This window comes from Virgibacillus carmonensis (assembly GCF_057836705.1).
In genome coordinates this window covers 1-17,881 of record NZ_JBYQFJ010000044.1, presented here as the reverse complement: position 1 = coordinate 17,881, position 17,881 = coordinate 1, and the positions used below count along the sequence as shown (strand labels likewise).

The following is a 17,881-nucleotide window of genomic DNA, read 5'->3' as shown; positions in this document are numbered from 1 at the left end:
TGGCGCTGCATTTGCTGGATTTATTTTTGCTTATGTGTCTTCAACTAAGCAGATAAAGAATTCACCAATACGAACGGGCACTTTTCCTTAATAAGGAGAAAGCGTCCTTTTTACATGAATTGAATAAGAAAAAAGATTATCCCGTATATATCGAAGCATTTTCCAACACATCGTTTATTTGAACAAAAGATTTTCTGATGAACAAACGAGAAAACGTTATAATCAGAATAACAATTCATTATAAGAAAGTTGGGTGCCAATGGAAAGAAAAATCGACACATATACCGTTGACGGTAAAACTATCGAGTATTCCATCACAGGAAGGGGAGAAAATCCAGTCTTTGTGATGCACGGTGGTCATTCCAATTGTTATGAGGAATTTGGACATGATGCATTGGTTCAGAATAACTTTTCCATTATTACCCCTTCAAGAGCAGGGTATAGGGGGACTTCAAGAGAAATTGGGGAAAGTTTATCTAAAGCATGCGAATACTATGTGAAACTATTAAATCATTTAGAAATTAAAAAGATTCACCTTCTTTCTGTTTCAGCCGGCGGACCAAGTGGACTTTACTTTGCTTCCCATTACCCGGAGAGAGTCAAAACATTAACGTTACAAAGTGCCGTTACAAAAGAGTGGCACACACCCAAAGATAAAATATACAAAACAGCACAAGTTTTATTCCGGCCTTCTTTTGAAAAAATGACATGGAAAATCATTTCAAGCATGAGTAATCGTTTTCCGGAATTTACTTTCAAACAAATGGTGCCTTCATTTAGTAAGCTTTCGTATGAGGAAGTAAAAGGCAAGATGACAGAAGGAGATATTGATGAAATTCGAAAAATAAATAATCGTCAACGGTCAGGGCATGGTTTTTAAATTGATTTATCACAAACGAAAGCGATTACTTCAGAGGATTTACAAGCTATTTCTTGCCCGACCTTCATCATGCGTAGCAGATATGATGGATCGGTTCCTCTGGAACATGCCCATTATGCCCGCCAACAAATCCCAAGTTCCGAATTATATTTACTTGATTCATGGGGACATTTAGTATGGCTTGGTCAGGAGTCTGATGATGTAAATGAAAGGTTTGTAGAATTTCTTACACGTTTTTCATAAAGCAAAACGTTTGTTATTGATGGATGAGTAACTGTTCTTCAGCAAATATAGAAATCATAGCTCCCTCTCAATCTGTGATCTTCAGATTGTCATGTACATCCTGGAGAAAGAACATTTGCTATAATAAAATAATTTATTTACAAAGAATGGATGTGTAAATATGATTAAAATCGGTATTATTCGTCACGGCAGCACAGCTTGGAATAAGGAAGGCAGAGCGCAGGGGAATTCAGATATTCCACTCGATAACGATGGACGTTCAGAAGCTGGTAAACTAGCAGATCGCTTGAGTGAAGAAGATTGGGATGCCATCTATTCCAGTAATTTATTAAGGGCCAGCCAAACTGCTGAAGTTATCGGTAATAGAATTGGTATTAGCAAGATTCATTTGGAACCTAGGATTCGTGAGGTAGGCGGCGGACACATTGAAGGGACTACGAAAGAAGAAAGAATGGAAAAGTGGGGCGTCAACTGGAGAGAATTAGACTTGGGGATTGAACGTCCATACATAGTTACAGATAGAGGACTAAAATTCTTAAACGAAATCATACAAAAACATGACGGCGAGCGGGTGTTAATTGTTACGCATGGATCTTTTATTAAACATCTGCTCAAAGAACTTGTACCTCATCTGGATGAAGAGTCTCTTAAGAATTGTTCGCTAACTAAACTTCAAAAATCAACGGATGAATGGGAATTGGAGCTACATAATTGTACGAGGCATTTGATTGGAAATTAGTAATTGTAAAAGGTTCTATATAGAATGTATCTATAAAAATTTCTATTGATCAAAGGGTGCGATTCACTAATACGAATCGCGCTCATTTTCCGTTTGGTGTCCATGAGTTTTTTTGAAAACAGGTAGTTAATTTTATCATTTAGTAGTAGACTAAATTTATCTAATCTTTAAAATTTCGTTAGGACGGTCGTAATTATGAGGTTTCTCAAAATAGGTCTTTTTTATTTACTTAGTGTTTTTGTAATTATTTGTATAAGCGTTTTCCCCCACTTTTTTGCAACTGCGGGTTTATCAAATCCTTTAGAATATGTGAAGGTCTTAGGTTCTTTCTTTTCAGGACTATTTCAACCTGAGTCTTGGATGTTTCAAGCTTCCCATTCCCCAGGGGATTATTCCTTGCTGGGAACATTGTGGGAGCCTTATGTCTACTCGATGCAGCTTTTTCTTGTTGCGATTTTATTAGGATTTTCTTTGGCATTTATTTTTGCTTTTGCTGCAAATTTTCTTCCACGAAAAGTAATGCAATGGGTTAAACGTACATTGGATTTGTTGGAATCGATACCAGATGTAGTTATTGCTGTTTCGTTGCAAGCTCTCAGTATCTATATTTATAAAAGTAGTGGGGTAGATTTATTTCGAGTTGCTGGATACATGGATGAAAATGTCTATTTTGCCCCGATCATCACCTTGGCAATTTTGCCTATGATTTCTTTATTTAAGATTTTACTTTTTAGGATAGAAGAAGAGTTCTTGAAGGATTATGTTGTGTTCTTGAAAAGTAAAGGGATTCATAAAACAGGTATTCTGATACGGCATGTATTAAGAAACGTGTTACCTTCGACTTTTCAACATTCAAAGGTAATCATTTGGGCAACGTTGTCCAGTCAATTTGTTATCGAATATTTATTTAATACGCACGGATTAACTTTTTTCATGTTAGATAGCTTTAATTCAATGACGATCGCCGTGACACTCGTATTAATATTTACGCCGTTTTTTGTCTTTTTTCAATTGATTGAGCTGGGCTTGTACGAGGATCCAATATATAGACAGAATATTATAATGAACCAGAATAAGTCGTTTAATCCTGTCCAGTCGATTAAGATTTGGATTAGTGGGGTATCACGTATCCGGTTGCGGAACCTTAAACCTTGGAAACCTATCATTTATGTCGGTGCGATATTCTACAGGCATATGAAAAACTACAAATTTGCGATTGGTAGTTTGTTTTTTATTTTGGTAATTGGTGTAAGTGTCATCTATTCCACCACAACAAATAACCATGTTGATCAGGTGCGTATTATTTATGAAGCGGATGGTCTGACTATAAAGAGTGTACCGCCACATCCGCCAGGAACACCGTTTTTGCTGGGGTCTGATAACGTTGGTTTCGACTACCTGGATCAACTCATTATTGGAGCGAAGTTTACATTAATATTTGGTCTATTGATAGCTGGACTTAGGGTTTTGTTTGGCTTATTAGGTGGAATTCTGTTTGGCTTCTTTTTAAAAGGTAGAAAGCAAGACTGGCTCGAAAAATTAGTAGACTCGATACATTTTCTTCCTTTAACGGTCATTGCTTATGTACTCCTCCAACCAATCTTGTCTGTGAGACCAGGCATGGAAACATACACGCTCACCGAACGTATTGTTCTAGAAATAATTATTTTAACCGCTATCGTAATACCACTGACTACTGTGTTAATCGGAAACAATATAAAAGATGTCCTCCAAAGTGAATTTATTTTGAGTGCCAAGGTTTTAGGTGGGAGCAAGTTCTATATTTTGTTGCGCCATGTGCTACCGCACATTGGTCCGAGAGTGACTATTCTTTTTGGCCAACAGTTTATTCAAGTGTTACTTGTCTTTATCCACTTAGGAGTATTCCAGTTCTTTTTTGGCGGAACACTATTTAAGTTCGGTTCTCCGCCTATGTCTATAACAAATGAATGGTCTGGTTTAATCGGTGCAGCGAGAAATGAAATTGGTAGCGGGAATACACATATTTGGTTGATTCTATGCCCACTAGCAGCTTTCATGTTAAGCATATTTGCCATGCAATTCATGATAAAAGGTGTGAAAGAAGTACAACAAGCTAAAATAGGTGGAATGTACAAACTTAGAAAAGGCAAAAAGAAGCGAGATGCTCAAAAGAGTGATGAGGTTACAAAACATAAAATCACCACGGAAAGCTTTGAGCGAGTTGATAACGATAGAAAGTAGGAAGATGAGAACTTATCCCTTAACGAATACGATCTCATTATATAAGTAGCAGTACGTTAAATGAAAAAGAACAACAAAAGTTTCATAACTATTCGGAGGTACAGATGATGAATGTTGAGTCGCTTAAAGTAAATAAGCAAAGTTGGGATGAAGTAGCGCATCGTTTTTATGGAAGAAATCCTCTTCCAGAATATGGACCACTTGCGCCGCGTGAGGATGAATTGAATTTATTTGGGGATGTTACCAATTTAAAGATATTAGATATTGGTTGTGGCAGTGGGCATTCTTTACAGTACATGAGCAAGCGGAATGCAGGTGAACTATGGGGAATAGACTTGTCAAAGAAACAAATTGATGCGGCTAAACTTGTATTAGATAACTGTAATTCTCCTGTCAATTTGTTTGAGTCTCCAATGGAAGAGAATCCCGGTATTCCGGAAAACCATTTTGATATCGTTTATTCCATTTACGCACTCGGGTGGACAACTAATCTAGATAAAACCTTAGAAAACATTCATAAATATTTGAAAAAAGGTGGCATGTTTATCTTTAGTTGGGAACACCCACTACATAGCCGTGTGCATAATAAAGATGACGTTTTAACTTTTACTAAATCCTATCATAAGGAAGGTCCATATGACCATGAGGCATGGGATCATCCTGCAATTATGCAACAACATAGAATCAGTACATATATGAATACATTAATTGACAGTGGATTTGGAATTAAAAAAGTGATTGAAGATGTCCGCTTAACAGATGAAGATGTTCAAAGGCACGCAAATAGATGGTATTCCTTTGAAAAGGCAAAGGCTATCCCGACTACTCTAATAGTCAAGAGTCAAAAGTTGTGACAGGAATGCAGGCGATTTTCTGTACCAAAAGAACAAAAAGCGTATAGGTTTTCCCTATACACTTAACTAATTTATGGATGTATGGAAACCGGTGTTCCTATCGGAATGATACTCGCTAATTCCTCTACATCTCTATTGTACATACGAATGCAACCGATTGAAACAGCATTGCCAATCGAACTCGGGTCATTTGTACCGTGGATTCCATAGTGTTCTTTTGATAAACTCATCCACATTGTACCGAACGGACCTCCAGGGTTGGGAGCTTTATTAATAATGATAAAGTTCCCTATTGGTGTTTCATGCAGCATTCTTCCAACCGCAATGGGATACCGTTTTTGCTGTACACCATCTTTGAATAAAGTTAGCCGCCGATTACTGATAGACACATCAATTTGATATGGGATTGTATTAACAGCTGGAAATCCAGGTATAACAATTGCTTGGCCGGGATAAATAACATTTGGATTAATTGATGGGTTAGCATTAATGATTGTCTGTATTGGTGTGCGATAATCTCTAGATATCTGTGTCAGTGTTTCACCAGGTTTAACTGTATGAATCAATGTTCACACCTCCATAGGTTATTGCTATCTATACATTCTATGTGGATTTTGCAAAGTGTTTCAAAACGTTTTCTTAAGAAGGGGAACCATTTTGATTTTCATCGATAAAAAGAAGCAACAATCGAAGTAGAAAGGTAGATTTTATGAACTATGCAGTGTCCGTAACGAATACTTCATATGCAGAAGAAATAGAGAAGAGTGGAGTTGAAGTAATCAAACACCTTAATACTTTTTCGGAATCACTTAAAGGAATTACCACCTTTGAGAATCCAAGAGGTATCGTTTTTCATGATCTTAAATCTGCGACTGAGATATTTTCAGATATTCCATTACCCGCATACACTTCAAGAGAACTCATACATATCAATCCTTTGACTGAGGTGTGGCAAGACATTTTTATGTCTACTGTCAAAGGTGAAAACCCAAAACCAGCAAAGTATTATTTAACGCTTGAACTAATGGATGTTGCAGTTATAGCTGCTCACGAGCTGACACATCACTCGGACTTTTTTCATGATGAATTCGAAGGTGATGAAGCAAACATGTGGTTCGAGGAAGGAATGTGTTTTTATATTCCACGTAAATTTATGCTTTCAAAAGAAAAATTCAATGATACCGCAGAAATTGAAAGCTTATTAATTGAGACATATAAGGCAGAATATGGCGAGTATACGCTTAATCAGTTCGGGGAATCAGGTTATAGACAAAATAATAGCAATGCATATTCCGCAGCCTTTTATGATTACTGGAGAAGCACGAAGGTCGTAAAAATTCTTGTTGAGGAATATTTTAAAGGGGATATTACCGGATTAATTAATTGCTATAAAGAGTGGGATGAAAAAATACAACTTCATAAATATTTTATTAAACAATTGAATTTATCAGTAAGTGAATCAAAGAGATTATGGTTTAAGTGAACACATTACGATGGTGATGTATGCTTATGCATATGAAGGGAGTGATTTTCATGTATTTATTTATCTCGATTATTGCCAGTGTAATTTTAGGGTTTGCTTTATTCATGATTGGACCGATTGCCGGTGGTATTACTGCTTTTGGAATTGTTGTTGGCTGCTTATTCAGGGGACTATACGTACTTAATAACATAAACAAAAGATTGTTACACATAACTTTAGAAAAAGATAAAGTCCAGGAAACATATAATGATTACTTAGAGAAGCGTAATGACAATCGATAGAATGATAATATCCAATAAATAATAGGAAATTAAAATTACGAACAAGGAGTGTACTTTTTGAACCGAACCACTAAAACGCTTATCGATGTGGAACTGTATGGACAAATAATAGTATATGTGATGAGCGATTGAAAAAGCTTTTCTATTTTGTATTCCAAAATCTATAGCGTTAAATCATTTTCATCGGATATCAAAGATGAGAATATTTGACGCTTTTCCTATTTTCTGTTGTTCAACGGGTTTTAAAAAAATGAAGCTAAACAGGAAAAATTGGCGTCTAATAGGTATACATCATTTGAAGAAACGAAGGTGAGGGAAATTATTGAATTAGTTGATAAAGCTCAAAAAGGTGACGATGAAGCCTTTTTGACATTGTTTCAAAAGTACGAAACGGATATATATAGGATGGCATATTTGTATGTAAAAAATAAACATGACGCGCTTGATGTTGTTCAGGAAACTGCATATCGATCATTCAAAAAAATAAGCACTTTAGAAAACCCTAACTATTTAAAATCATGGTTAATAAAAATATCGATTAGTTGTGCAACGGACTTGTTAAGAAAAAACAAGAAAGTGACTTACCTGAATCCCGAATACGCTGAGTTTATAGGTTCAAGTGACGATGATATACCTCTTTCGTTATCGTTGCAGGATTTAATTGAAACATTGAATGAGAAAGAAAAAAACCTAGTGTTCCTGAAATATTATTGCGGATATACCTTCGATGAGATTTCAGAATTGGAAGGATTGCCGTCAGGTTCAGTAAAATCAGTCATATATCGAGCGTTAGCAAAACTTCGGAAACAGGTTAGGAGGGTTGATATGTATGAGTAATAAAATCAAACAGGAACTTGATAAGATTGAGATCCCAAAGGAACTGCATGACAGGGCTAAATTGGGAGTGAAAAAGGCTAAAACAGAAACTGCACCAAAAAAGAAGAAAAAGTTGAGTATTGGTAAAAGGCTTACTTATTTTGGAAGTGCTGCTGTTTTGTTGTTTGGTTTATTATTCGGGTCTGCGTTCGTTTTTCCAGCTATGGCAAGTGTTATGGCGAAAGTTCCTTTTCTGAGTGCAATCTTTGAATCTGAACCTGCAGTGACTACTATTTCCGAAGAATTAAGAGATAAGGGTTATAAAATTGGCGGAGTAAGTTTCCGTGTTAGTAATAAAACAGTGACGATATCCGTTGATGGATCAGATGAGTATTATAAAGATGTAAAAGGTGAGATAAAAGATATTGCAATGGATATTTTACAGTCGAAACGTTATGATGCTTACACCTTGAAGGTTGATAAATACAAGTCATTTGTCCCTGATATGAGTGAAGAGGCAAAGAAAAGGATGAAAGAAAGTGATATATTGCTTGCCGCAATTCAACAGGAACTTGAAAAACACGATTACAAAGTTTTAAGCTATGGTATAAGGAACAATAAGTTTGAGGAGTTTATTACCTTGGATATCCCTGATAGTGAACCGCGGGTAGATGAAATAAAAAAAGTAGTTCGTAATGTCGTCCAAGAGAAAGATATAGGGGAATTCCCAATCAAGGTACATGAAATCAATATGGAAAGAAGAGCACAAGAAAGCAGATGGATGCCAGTAATTAATACGATCTTTGAGGGATTACTGGCTAAAGAAGAATATAAGGTTATTGGAGAAGGCTATTCTTTTTATCCGCTACCACTCAGAATTGAAATAAGAACATCTATTCATTCAACAGATCCAGATGCCCAAGAGCTTGGTCGTAAGATTGAGGATACAATTGATACCTTTATTGAAAGTGAATCTGCAAAAGAAGCGGTGAAAGATGATCCATACAGAGTTGAGGTGTTGAGCAAAGATAAAAAGAAAATAAATTAACCTAGGATAAAAACAACACGTTAAAGAAGAAAACGATAAGGTATTTAATGATAACGTTACTATAGAAATCCAGTTACTGGAGAAGGAACGACACCATACTTCTCATTTTATGACCCTGAAGGAAATCCTTTAGGTGTTTGTCAATAAATTAATATAGGGGGGTTTTTATATGAGAAAAGGAATAATACGGGCACTAGTTATTTGTATCTTTCAAAAAGGTGATTCCATCTTAGTTGCTGAAGGCTATGATCCTATAAAGAAGGATTACTTCTATCGTCCAATAGGTGGTGGAATTGAATACGGAGAAAAAAGTTCTGATGCGTTAATTAGAGAGGTTGACGAAGAAATTGAAGCAGCTATTTCCGATATCCAATACATAGGAACTATTGAGAACATTTTTACTTTTAACGGTGATGTTGGACATGAAATAGTTCAGGTATATGATGCCAGGTTTGTTGACAGTTCGATTTATGAGAAAGATTCGTTTATAGGAAAGGAAGATGATGGATCTACGTTTAAAGCAATGTGGATCTCTTTACCTAAACTCCAACGTAGGCAGTTACGGCTTGTCCCAGAAGAGCTTTTAGACTTAATCCAACAGAATAACCAAATTGTATAAGGAATTATAAGCGAGCAGGGAATTGGGATTGATCATTTAGACTAGAATGTATAAGGTATACTCAATATGAAACAAATAGAAAGAGGATGATATAGGTTATGAACAATCTAACTAAATTTAAAATAGTAAAGCCAGCTAATGAAATATTTGAAGCCTTCGTAGACCCTTCAAAAATTGGAGGTTTTTGGTTTTCTTCAAGTTCTGAAAGATGGGAACAAGGTAAGACAATTACATTGAGATATGATGAATACGATGCAGAAGGAGTTATAAAAATAATAGAAATCGAGGTAGATAAGAAAATTATTTTCCAGGACGAGGATGGTCATGTAGTTACGATTACGCTGTATGAGTTAGATAACCCGGGTACAATTATTGAAGTTATCGAAGAGGGTTTTAAAGAAAATGATGATGAGTCGATAAGTCAATTGATAGATAATAAAGAAGGTTGGGTCTATATGTTGACCTGTTTAAAGGGTTATTTGGAATATGGTGTTAATTTGAGAGCAGCATTAGTTAAATAACTCATTTTTAAAAAGCGCCTAAGCATTGGTAGACTGTAATAGTGTAGTGTATGAAGCTTTATAACAAATATCAATTTAGCATTGTTCTAATATGAATAAATCTTTCTTAAAAGACTCATGTTAAGGCTAGGAGGTGCTTAAAATGGGAAAAGATCGTCAAGAAAAGAAGTTAAGAGAAAGTGGACGCGTGGAATCAGACCGAGATGTGGGTCTTCGCTATAAAGGTTCAACAAAAATGTCAGGCCCTGAAGAAGCCAGAAAATTAAACGATGGAGATAAGTAAAATGAAAAAGCGATCATCCTGAAAAGGTGATCGCTTTCATTTATTGTACTTGGATTTCAATTGGCTTTTAGTATTGCAATCACCACGCTCTACCAAAATCCTTTAGAATTTTTTCGAAAAAATTGACCCCAGCTACTAGGCTTTTCTCATCAAAATTAAATGTTGAGGTATGGAGACCGCTCCTATTGCTTTCATTTTGTACCCCCAAAAAGGCAAAGTGAGTCGTTGCAATCTGGCTGTAAAACGAAAAATCTTCACCAAATAAATAAGGCTTTTCTTTGATGATTACCTCAAGTCCTGTCTCGTTGGCACTTGCTAAGATAAGAGGCAGGAGCTTTTCAGTGTTCACCACAGGAGGATAACCTTCAGCAAATTCTACCCGAGATTGTGTATCGAAAAGTAAATCACTGCTACTTGCGGCTTGGGCGATTTTTTCTTTAATGGTTGCTAGGTCGGCCATATCGTATGTTCTAATTGTTCCTTCTAAGTAACCGGAGGAAGCAACGGTATTGATTGCTTCACCTGCATGCATTTTTCCGATGTGAATAATGTTCTGATTCAATCCGCTCAGATGAAAGTTCTGAAGTTGCTGAATTTGCGACATTGTATGATGCAGTGAACCAAGTGCGCTTGCACCAGTTTCTTTATTCGCGACGTGGGCAGACGTGCCTTTCACATAAATTCGATATTCGGTTGCACTAGCAGTCAGCGATCCACTTTTAGTTACGAGTGTTCCTTCAGGACTATCTGGCATGAGATGCAGACCAAATATTGCTTCAGGTTTATATTCTTTAAATGGAAATGCCTTGACCAGATGATTGGCACCGCCCATTGATTCTTCGGACGGCTGGAAAATCAAAAGAACATTGTGCTGTAGCGTGTTTGAATCCTGCATTGTTTTGCATCTTTCGGAAAACGCTAGGAGCATCGCTGTATGGCCGTCATGTCCACACGCATGCATAACGCCTTTGTGCTGGGATTTAAACGATATGCCGTTTGTTTCATCAATTGGAAGCCCGTCAATATCCGCACGAAAGCCAATTGTCGTGTCTGATTCGCCTTCGAGGTAAACGATGGTTGCTGTTTCAAGGGGCGTCAGGTAGGGAACGCCAAGCTGTTCCAATGTTTTCCGGATGTAGGTAGTTGTTTTGAATTCTTGAAAGCCTAGTTCGGGTATTTGATGCAGGTATCTTCTATGTTTTGTTAAAATTTGTTGTAACTCCATGTTTTTTCACTCCAAAATGATTGAAAATGTGGCGAACTGATCGTATAAAGTTGATCCACAAACATCAAAAGTTGATCGTCTTAAGTTCAAAGTTAATCGAGAGCCAGCCAAAGTTGAGCGAGATGCGAGCAATGATCGACTAGTGGTAAAAGTTGATCGAGCGCATCCAAACTCGGGCCGCAAGCACTCACTCAGCCCGGATCTGGAAGACAAACGCCAAATATCGAAAATATGCACCCAAAATGGCGCGCAACAACTAAATTATAGCGCAACATACCTTAAAATTCGCGCACTGACCAAGCTGTTGCGCGATACTTATCAAATGTCGCGCGATTCCACGAGAGTGTTGCTCGAAATTCAATAAATACGGCCCTGACTACTGGTTCAACTTTCTTAACGCTTGAACGATTTCTCTTTTCCCACCTTGTACTTCGCTTGCCTGCTTAATAACACGGGCCGGTACGCCTGCGACAACAGCACCTGCAGGGACGTCTTCTGTGACGATGCTTCCTGCTGCGACAATAGCACCAGCCCCAACTGTAACGCCTTCGAGTACAACTGCATTTGCACCGATCAGTACATCATCTTCCACGATAACTGGACTTGCGCTTGGTGGCTCAATCACGCCTGCTAAAACCGCACCTGCTCCGACATGTACATTTTTACCTGTCGTGGCACGTCCGCCCAGTACAGCGTTCATATCGATCATCGTACCTTCACCGACGACCGCTCCGATGTTGATGACAGCACCCATCATGATAACCGCATTTTTCTCGATGACAGCATGTTCACGGATGTATGCGCCCGGCTCAATTCGAGCATTGATTTCTGCCAAATCAAGCAATGGAATGGCACTGTTTCGGCGGTCTTGTTCAATAGCGAGATCTTCTAAATTTCCTTCGTATGCTTCATAAAAAGGCTTCCAGTCGTTTAAATCTGCAAAAATCGTATAAGATCCTTCACTACCAAACACTTTAAAGTTACCTGGAAAATCTGTTTTTTTAAGATCTGTGTTTACGTATATTTTTAGCGGTGTTTTCTTTTCTGAGTTACTGATATACTGGATAATTTCTTCTGCTGTAAATTCTTTCATTGTCTATTCATCTCCTAAGTTTGAGTATGTATAATAACCTTTTTCCATCTTCATTAGTTTTTCTGCGACATCAATTGCACCGTTCGCAAAAATATCTTTTGACTGTGCTTTGTGCTGAATCGAGATTACTTCATCATGGCCAGCATAAAGGGCTTCATGTTCTCCAACAATTGTCCCGCCGCGGATCGAATGGATCCCAATTTCACTTTCTCTGCGTTTTGTTGCAGAAGTGTGGCGGTCATATACTGGTTTTCCATCTTCTCGGATTTCCTTGATTGCATCATACAGTTTTACTAGTGTCCCGCTTGGAGCATCCACCTTTTTGTTGTGATGCTTCTCCGTCAGTTCAATATCGTAAGAAGCAAGAAGTGGGGTTGCAAACTCTACTATCCTTTTCAGTATATGTACGCCATAGCTCATGTTTGCACTATAAAAAACCGGTAGATAGCTTGCTTTTTCTTCCATCATGTTTACAATTATTTCTTTTTCACCTGTTGTTGCGATTACAAGTGGAAGGAGAACATCCGAATCAAGCAGCGTTTTGGTAAGGTCCGGATGGGAAAAATCAATGAGTGCATCAGCTTCTGGAAGCCTGTTAAAGTCAGTAAAGATGGGGTAAGGTACATCTTCTTTTTCTGATTTCAACACGACCCCGATTATTTCATGCTCACGTTCCTCAGCGAGTTTTGCGACACGTTTGTTCATTGCTCCGTATCCTAAAAGAAGAAGTTTCATGCTATACACCCGCTTTCAATAAATCGAATTCCTGAATCAGTTTTTGCTGCTCGTTTGATTCTAAAGGTACTAGTGGCAAACGGAGTTCATAGTTCCCAAAGCCAATATGGGCCGTCAGTGCTTTAATCGGAATTGGGTTGACGTCTACACCGAGTGCTGTAATAAGCGGATACAGACGGTAATGGATGGCTCTTGCTTCACTAGGATTGTCCAATGAACGCTCATACATTGTCTGATACTGATCTGGAAAAACGTTCGCAGCAACTGATATTAACCCATCCCCACCGAGTGCTAGGAAGGCGAGGGTGGTGTCATCATTTCCGCTATAGAACGCAAACGAATCTTCAGTCAGCAATTTCGCTTGTGAAAGATAATTGAAGTCTCCAGTTGCGTCTTTCAAGCCAATGATATTTTTATATGCACTCAGTGTTTGTATGGTTTCTGGCGCAATCGTCATACCAGTACGTGCTGGGACGTTGTATAAAATTGCAGGCAAGTCAACAGCGTCCGTAATTGCCTTAAAGTGCTGAATGAGACCGCGCTGGCTTGTTTTGTTGTAGTATGGGGTGATGAGCAATAGTCCGTCAACACCCATATCTTTTGCATCTTGCGAAGTTTCAATGGACGCTTTTGTTGAGTTTGCGCCTGTGCCTGCAATGACTGGAACTCTACCTGCAGCTGTTTCCACTGCAATTTCCAGAAGACGTTTTTTCTCTTCACGCGACAGGGTAGATCCTTCACCTGTTGTGCCGTTAATTACCAGACATTGGATGTTGTTTTCAATCAGAAATCTTAGATGTCGTTTGAAGCTGTCATAATCTATTTCGCTGTTGCAAAAAGGTGTCGTAACAGCTACGCCAATACCTGTGAATAAATGTGCCATATTATCCCTCTTTCGAATGCAATAGTTGTTGCAAAATTTGGACGGCGTTTAATGCTGCCCCTTTTAACAAATTGTCACTTGTCACCCATAAATGGTATGTGTTCTCCAAACTGTCATCTTTCCGGATACGTCCGACGAACACATCCTCTTTGCCAGATGAGGTCAACTGCATTGGGTACGTATTGTTTTTTGGATCATCCTGCAAGGTGACCAGATCACTTTGGTCAAACAATTTTTTTAATTCAAGAGCAGTTGTCGAGCTGTTCAAAGTGACGTTGATGGCTACTGCGTGACTATTTTCAACAGGTACCCGTACGCAAGTAGCAGTGACCTTCATTTCCGGCTGTCCAAGAATTTTTCTTGTTTCCTCAATCATTTTCACTTCTTCTTTTGTATAGTCATCGTCCCCAAACACATCGATGTGGGGAATGGCGTTATTGTAAATAGGGTGAGGGTAGTTCACCGGTTCTTCGCCATTTTCGCCACGTTTCAAGTCCTGTACACCTTTCACACCAGATCCTGATACGGCCTGGTATGTCGTGTAACTGACACGTGTTACCCCATACGCATCTTCCAACACTTTCAAAGGAACGACAGATTGGATCGTTGAGCAATTTGGGTTGGCGATGATTTTCCGGTTCAATGTCGGCTTATTTACTTCCGGTACAATGAGATCGATCGTCGGATCCATCCGGAAAGCGCTCGAGTTATCGATGACTATTGCGTTGTTTTTTTCAAAGAGAGGAGAGAATTTCATGCTTGTAGCACCTCCTGCTGACATAAGCACATAGTCAAAACCGCCATCTGTTTTTTCTTCTGTCAATTCTTCCACGATATATTTTTCATTTCTGAAGGCAACCTCAGAACCGGCTGACCGTTTGGAAGAAAAGAGAACTAGCTCATCGACAGGAATGTTTTTCTTATCCAATAAATCAATCATTTTGCGGCCCACAAGTCCTGTAGCACCTACTACAGCTATTTTTACCATTAAAAAAACCCCCAACTATTATAATTCAAAGCGTTCACACAATAGATGTGCTGCTTCTTTACCATTTTTTGCATCTACTACATAGGATATGCTGATTTCTGATGTTGTGACTTGGTAAAATGGAATGTCCGCTTTAATGAGCGTGCGGAACACTTTAGAAGCAACGCCAGTCATATCACGCATCCCAGAACCAATCACCGATACTTTTACGAATCGGTTTTCGATTTTGAAATACAATCCTGGATAATCCTCTTTCAGACGTAAGAAGATTTTCTGTAGCTGATTTTCTTCTGTATCTTTCATTGTGAACGACAGCTGAAGTCCCTCGTTGTTAACGATTTGCGAAATCATGTCGACATTGATTTCTTCCTGTTCTAGATTGACGAACGCGGCGTCCATTAGGTGTGTATCATAATGCGGATAGTTCAGTGTAACGTGAATCATATCTTCATCGAGGGCGACACCTGTGATCGCCTTTTTCTCTAAAATATCAAGTTTGGACATAACCCAAGTTCCTTTCTCATCCGATAGTGCCTTGCCTAAATAAATCGGGGTGTTGTAGTTTTTTGCGATTTCGACGCTTCTTGTAACGAGAACACCTGCTCCGAGCGCGCTCATTTCCATCATTTCTTCGTACGAGACTTGATCGAGCCGATTTGCTTGCGGGTAAATTCTTGGATCTGTGCTGTAGACACCTGCAACATCCGTATAAATTTCGCAAGGGCTTTTATGTGCAGCCGCTAGTGCTACAGCTGTTGTATCAGAACCACCACGACCGAGTGTCGTGATCTCATTATCTGTATTGAAACCCTGGAAACCAGCAACGATCAGCACACTGTACGTATTAAAAAGTTGATCAAATAGCTCACTGTTGATTTTAGAAATCTTGCTTTTTAAGTGATGGCCAACAGTCTCAATACCAGCCTGATAACCAGTGAGGGGCTTTGACTTTACACTCATATCATTCAGAATTATTGACAGATAGGAGATGGTCTGTTGTTCGCCAGTCGTCAAGAGAACTGCCAAATCCTGCTCATTCGGTGAATTTGTTATGGAACTCACGGATGCCATAAGTTCATCTGTTGTTTTGCCCATTGCACTGACAACGACAATCAATTGTTCGCCTTGTTTTGCTCTGCCTTTTAGGTAGTCAGCGATGTTTTTAATTTTTTCAAGGCTGCTTACACTCGTTCCTCCAAATTTAAGTACACTTCTTTTCATAAACTGCCTTCTTTCCAATAAATAAATAAAAAAACAAGTCGGGATATGCCGACTTGTTTATAACTGTCCTATATACAAGTGGAAGCACACCATTATTACAAAGAATAATGACAGCCTGCATACTATTCATATACAGTCCAACGAAGTTCCATCTGCATACAGAACACCGTTTCGGCAAATTTCCCTTTCGCTTATTACAACTTGCAGCTTTACGTAATAAGGTACTGATGATTTTTGCGCCTCATCCATTACTATTAAATTATGTATCAAATTTGTAATTGATTATACGAGAGTTTTATAGAATTGTAAACCTAAAAGTATTATTTTTTTTAAAAACTGAAACACCTTGACGAATAAATAACCAATTAGTATGATAGTGAAAATAAAAACAGGGAGGTTCAACCGATGAAAACTAAGTCAACAAGGCTTTCGAACATACCTCCATATAAATTTGCAGAATTACAAAAAAAGAAACAGAAAGCATTGAAAGCAGGGGTGGATGTTATTGATTTGGGTGTGGGCGACCCTGACCTTCCAACGCCTGAGCATATTGTAAATAAGCTTGTAGAAGAGTTAGCAAATCCTGCCAATTTAAAATATCCAAGTTTTGCAGGCAGTCCAGAATTCAGAGAAGCTGTTGCTACGTTTTATAAGAAAACGTACGATGTAGAGCTCGATCCTGACACGGAAGTTCTTGCACTAATTGGGTCAAAAGAGGGGATTGGCCATTTATTACCAGCAGTAATTGATCCTGGTGACTATGTGTTAGGTCCTGATCCAGGCTATCCAGTTTATCGAATGACAACGCTTTTAGCTGATGGCCAATACTACAATATGGAAGTGAACGCAACAAACGACTATAAACCAAATTTTGATACTATCCCGAGAGATATTTTAAAAAAAGCAAAAGTAATGTTTCTGAACTATCCCAGCAATCCAACAGGAGCTACGGTAGATATTGATTTTTACGAGCAAGCAATTGAGTTCGCCAAGGAAAACGAGATAGTAGTAGTTAGCGATTCAGCGTATAATATGGTGACTTATAATAATTATAAAGCGCCAAGCGTTTTGCAAGTAGAAGGAGCAAAAAAGTTAGCTGTTGAGTTTGGCTCGTTATCAAAAGCTTATTGTATGACAGGATGGCGTGTTGGGTATGTTGTCGGAAATGAAGAAGCAATTAAATCATTATCGATATACAAGAGTAATGTTGATACAGGGGTTTTTACACCAATTCAGAAGGCTGCTGCACATGCCTTAACAAGTGATCAAAGCAGTGTGACCGAATACAATCAAGTGTATAAAAAACGGATGGATACGATGGTGGAGGCACTTCAATCAATTGGAATTGGTGCAAAACCTGCCAATGCAGGCATCTTTATATGGGCACCCGTTCCTGAAGGATATACATCCGAACAATTTGTTACGACCGTGTTAGAACAAACCGGTGTCATTTTCACCCCCGGCAATATTTTTGGAGCGGGTGGAGAGGGATATTTTCGAATTTCGCTTTCTGTTCCAAATGAGCGGATTCAGGAGGCTGTGGGACGCATTCGGGAGAAACTGGTGATCGGGGAGTAGAACATTTTCACGAAACAGGTATCTGAGTCTAGTATACAAGTAAAAAACGTTGCTACCACGGCAACGTTTTTTTACTTTCTCGTGCGAGACATAAGCAGTTGGCTTCCGCGCGAGCAAAGCACCCACACTGCACCGTTCTGCTTATGCTTGTCGTGTCTTTCAAGGCGC

At 38.5% G+C, this 17,881-nt stretch carries 18 protein-coding genes, 1 pseudogene and 1 riboswitch; of the genes and pseudogenes, 12 read left to right on the top strand and 7 right to left on the bottom strand.

Annotated features, from left to right (window positions below; translation table 11 throughout):
- Positions 1-259: 259 nt before the first annotated feature.
- The 4 genes and pseudogenes from AC3G7N_RS19285 (at position 260) to AC3G7N_RS19270 (ending at position 4,939) form a co-directional block, all read left to right on the top strand.
- Positions 260-1,123: pseudogene (locus AC3G7N_RS19285) on the top strand (alpha/beta fold hydrolase).
- Between the two features lie 160 nt (positions 1,124-1,283).
- Positions 1,284-1,862 carry a histidine phosphatase family protein gene (locus AC3G7N_RS19280; protein WP_489423788.1) on the top strand — a complete coding sequence of 193 codons (579 nt, stop codon included), beginning with the start codon at positions 1,284-1,286 and terminating at the stop codon, positions 1,860-1,862.
- Between the two features lie 396 nt (positions 1,863-2,258).
- Positions 2,259-4,085: an ABC transporter permease subunit gene (locus tag AC3G7N_RS19275; RefSeq protein WP_489423787.1), complete on the top strand. Its 1,827-nt coding sequence runs from the start codon at positions 2,259-2,261 to the stop codon at positions 4,083-4,085.
- A 104-nt stretch (positions 4,086-4,189) separates the two neighbouring features.
- Positions 4,190-4,939, top strand: a complete 750-nt coding sequence (locus AC3G7N_RS19270; protein ID WP_489423786.1) for a class I SAM-dependent methyltransferase — start codon at positions 4,190-4,192, stop codon at positions 4,937-4,939.
- Between the two features lie 71 nt (positions 4,940-5,010).
- Here AC3G7N_RS19270 and AC3G7N_RS19265 read toward each other — a convergent pair whose 3' ends face one another.
- Complete coding sequence (locus AC3G7N_RS19265; protein WP_489423785.1) at positions 5,011-5,505, bottom strand: L,D-transpeptidase family protein; 495 nt, start codon at positions 5,503-5,505, stop codon at positions 5,011-5,013.
- 143 nt (positions 5,506-5,648) lie between these two features.
- Between AC3G7N_RS19265 and AC3G7N_RS19260 the strand changes: the two genes are divergently transcribed.
- From AC3G7N_RS19260 to AC3G7N_RS19230, 7 genes are all read left to right on the top strand, one after another.
- Positions 5,649-6,422 (top strand): hypothetical protein, encoded by a 774-nt coding sequence (locus tag AC3G7N_RS19260; RefSeq protein WP_489423784.1) that lies wholly within the window; start codon positions 5,649-5,651, stop codon positions 6,420-6,422.
- Between the two features lie 50 nt (positions 6,423-6,472).
- Entirely contained in the window at positions 6,473-6,703 is a 231-nt protein-coding gene (locus AC3G7N_RS19255; protein ID WP_489423783.1) for a hypothetical protein, read from the top strand.
- A gap of 270 nt (positions 6,704-6,973) precedes the next feature.
- A complete protein-coding gene (locus tag AC3G7N_RS19250) occupies positions 6,974-7,540 on the top strand; it encodes an RNA polymerase sigma factor (protein ID WP_489423782.1) in 567 nt (188 codons plus the stop codon).
- Positions 7,533-8,567: a DUF4030 domain-containing protein gene (locus AC3G7N_RS19245; RefSeq protein ID WP_489423781.1), complete on the top strand. Its 1,035-nt coding sequence runs from the start codon at positions 7,533-7,535 to the stop codon at positions 8,565-8,567. The genes AC3G7N_RS19250 and AC3G7N_RS19245 overlap by 8 nt, the downstream gene beginning before the upstream one ends.
- A gap of 169 nt (positions 8,568-8,736) precedes the next feature.
- Complete coding sequence (locus AC3G7N_RS19240; RefSeq protein WP_489423780.1) at positions 8,737-9,186, top strand: NUDIX hydrolase; 450 nt, start codon at positions 8,737-8,739, stop codon at positions 9,184-9,186.
- 98 nt (positions 9,187-9,284) lie between these two features.
- Positions 9,285-9,707, top strand: coding sequence for an SRPBCC family protein (locus AC3G7N_RS19235; protein WP_489423779.1), 423 nt, complete (start codon positions 9,285-9,287; stop codon positions 9,705-9,707).
- A 142-nt stretch (positions 9,708-9,849) separates the two neighbouring features.
- Positions 9,850-9,990 carry a YpzI family protein gene (locus AC3G7N_RS19230; protein ID WP_489423778.1) on the top strand — a complete coding sequence of 47 codons (141 nt, stop codon included), beginning with the start codon at positions 9,850-9,852 and terminating at the stop codon, positions 9,988-9,990.
- 79 nt (positions 9,991-10,069) lie between these two features.
- Here AC3G7N_RS19230 and AC3G7N_RS19225 read toward each other — a convergent pair whose 3' ends face one another.
- The 6 genes from AC3G7N_RS19225 to AC3G7N_RS19200 all read right to left on the bottom strand — a co-directional run bounded on the left by AC3G7N_RS19225 (position 10,070) and on the right by AC3G7N_RS19200 (position 16,135).
- Positions 10,070-11,215: a M20 metallopeptidase family protein gene (locus AC3G7N_RS19225; RefSeq protein ID WP_489423777.1), complete on the bottom strand. Its 1,146-nt coding sequence runs from the start codon at positions 11,213-11,215 to the stop codon at positions 10,070-10,072.
- A gap of 376 nt (positions 11,216-11,591) precedes the next feature.
- Positions 11,592-12,308 carry a 2,3,4,5-tetrahydropyridine-2,6-dicarboxylate N-acetyltransferase gene (dapD, locus tag AC3G7N_RS19220; protein ID WP_489423776.1) on the bottom strand — a complete coding sequence of 239 codons (717 nt, stop codon included), beginning with the start codon at positions 12,306-12,308 and terminating at the stop codon, positions 11,592-11,594.
- Between the two features lie 3 nt (positions 12,309-12,311).
- Positions 12,312-13,043, bottom strand: a complete 732-nt coding sequence (gene dapB / locus AC3G7N_RS19215) for a 4-hydroxy-tetrahydrodipicolinate reductase (RefSeq protein WP_489423775.1) — start codon at positions 13,041-13,043, stop codon at positions 12,312-12,314.
- Between the two features lies 1 nt (position 13,044).
- Entirely contained in the window at positions 13,045-13,926 is an 882-nt protein-coding gene (dapA, locus tag AC3G7N_RS19210) for a 4-hydroxy-tetrahydrodipicolinate synthase (protein ID WP_489423774.1), read from the bottom strand.
- A 1-nt stretch (position 13,927) separates the two neighbouring features.
- Entirely contained in the window at positions 13,928-14,914 is a 987-nt protein-coding gene (locus AC3G7N_RS19205; protein WP_489423790.1) for an aspartate-semialdehyde dehydrogenase, read from the bottom strand.
- An 18-nt stretch (positions 14,915-14,932) separates the two neighbouring features.
- Positions 14,933-16,135 carry an aspartate kinase gene (locus AC3G7N_RS19200; RefSeq protein WP_489423789.1) on the bottom strand — a complete coding sequence of 401 codons (1,203 nt, stop codon included), beginning with the start codon at positions 16,133-16,135 and terminating at the stop codon, positions 14,933-14,935.
- 74 nt (positions 16,136-16,209) lie between these two features.
- Positions 16,210-16,388: riboswitch (Lysine riboswitch) on the bottom strand.
- Positions 16,389-16,540: 152 nt separating this feature from the next.
- Between AC3G7N_RS19200 and AC3G7N_RS19195 the strand changes: the two genes are divergently transcribed.
- Positions 16,541-17,713, top strand: a complete 1,173-nt coding sequence (locus AC3G7N_RS19195) for an LL-diaminopimelate aminotransferase (protein WP_489423773.1) — start codon at positions 16,541-16,543, stop codon at positions 17,711-17,713.
- Positions 17,714-17,881: the final 168 nt, after the last annotated feature.